We start from the raw sequence: 1758 nt of genomic DNA, 5'->3' as shown, positions 1-1758 counted from the left end.
CTACACCATATACAACAATGCCACCAAAGAAAAAGTAGAAGTACTGGGCATTGGTGATGAGGCACCTGATTTCACATTGGTTGATTTAAATGGAGAAGAGCATCGCTTGTCAGATTATAAAGGACAAGGTGTCTTTTTGAATTTCTGGGGAACATGGTGTAAACCATGTGCTAAAGAAATGCCTGCTATGGATCGCCAATATGAAACGTTTAAAGAACAAGGCGTTCAAATTTTGGCTGTCAATATTGCACAKTCTGATTTCGAAGTACAACAATTTGCGAGTCAGTATGGATTAGATTTCCCAATTGTCATTGATAAAACGAAAAGTGTAATGGAAGCCTACAACATTGACCCGCTTCCAACAACATTGTTAATCAATGCTGAAGGTAAAATCGAGCAAATTGTACGCGGAGAAATGACAGAACAGGACATTGCTGGTTTTATGGAGCAAATACGTCCTGAATAAGGAGTCAATCATATGAACAACATCATTTGTGCTTGTGGGCATGAAAATCCAGAAGGAACAGTGCTATGTGGAAACTGTGGTAGGCCCCTCACGAAAGAAGCTAAGAATCAAAAATTAGCGGACATGCGTTACGAAGGTACTGCTCGTCGTTCGCAAACGTATAACAAATCAATTATTGATAAAATTTGGAATTTTTTCTCGAGCGTGAAAATTGGAATAACAATTATTGTTGCGATATTAGTAGCTGCTGCAATCGGAACGATATTGCCTCAAGTATTATATGTTCCTGCTACTACAGAAGCAGACATTGCAGCTTATTATGAGCGAGTGTATGGTACATTCGGAAAAATCTACTATGAATTAGGTTTATCCGATTTATATGGTTCGTGGTGGTTCCAAACCTTGATTGGTATGCTTGGCATTTCACTAATTGTTGCAAGTTTAGATCGATTTATTCCATTGTATAAGTCCTTGAAAAAACAACGTACGAAAAGACATGAAAGCTTCATGAAACGTCAACGTCTTTATGCTCAAGGTGAAAATATCTTAGGTGAAAATTCTCTAGCGAAAAGCGAAGAAAAACTCAAAGAACTTCGCTATAAAGTAACGCGTGAAGATGGAGCATTATTAGCTGAAAAGGGACGTTTTGCAAGATGGGGCCCTTATGTTAATCATGTAGGACTGATTATTTTCTTGTTTGGTGTCATGTTACGTGCTTTACCTGGATTTTATGTGGATGAAACAATGTGGATCCGAGAAGGAGAAACACGTGCCATTCCAGAAGCACCTGGTTTCTACTTGGAAAGCAAAGAATTCATTTTAGAAACATACGACAAAGCTACAGAAGACGAAGTGTTTGGAGAGGCAATCGATCGAGTAGGAACCATTGCATCCAACTATCAAACAGATGTCGTGCTTTATAAAAAGCCTGAAGAAGCTTTACCAGGTCAGACGGATGATTTGAAAGAAGTAAAAAAAGAGTCTATTCAAGTTAATCATCCATTGAAATTTGAAGGCTATTCTGTTTTCCAAATGGATTTCCGTTTAGATGAGCTAAAAACGATGCACTTTAAATTATCAAATAAAGCATCTGGAGAAACACTAGGTGATTTAGCAATAGACCTTGTTAATCCTGAAACGTCATATGATGTTGGAAAAGGGTCAAAAGTAGAATTACTAGGCTATTATCCTGATTTTTCTGGATTTGAAAATGGAGAGCCTCAAACAAAATCTCCAGTTCCAAACAATCCAGCTTTCTTAGTGAAAATGTTCACCCCTGAAACTCCCGAAGG

At 38.0% G+C, this 1758-nt stretch carries 2 protein-coding genes; both read left to right on the top strand.

Going from position 1 to position 1758, the window contains the following annotated elements:
- Positions 1 to 466: thiol-disulfide oxidoreductase ResA (gene resA / locus AC1DOS_RS19895; RefSeq protein ID WP_477538875.1), on the top strand; the 466-nt coding region annotated here is incomplete at its 5' end.
- Positions 467 to 478: 12 nt separating this feature from the next.
- Positions 479 to 1758: cytochrome c biogenesis protein ResB (resB, locus tag AC1DOS_RS19890; protein WP_477538874.1), on the top strand; the 1280-nt coding region annotated here is incomplete at its 3' end.

It is taken from the genome of Paenisporosarcina sp. P5_A11 (genome assembly GCF_056400705.1).
The sequence above is the reverse complement of the archived record's forward strand: the minus strand, read 5'-3'. Positions and strand labels throughout refer to the sequence as shown.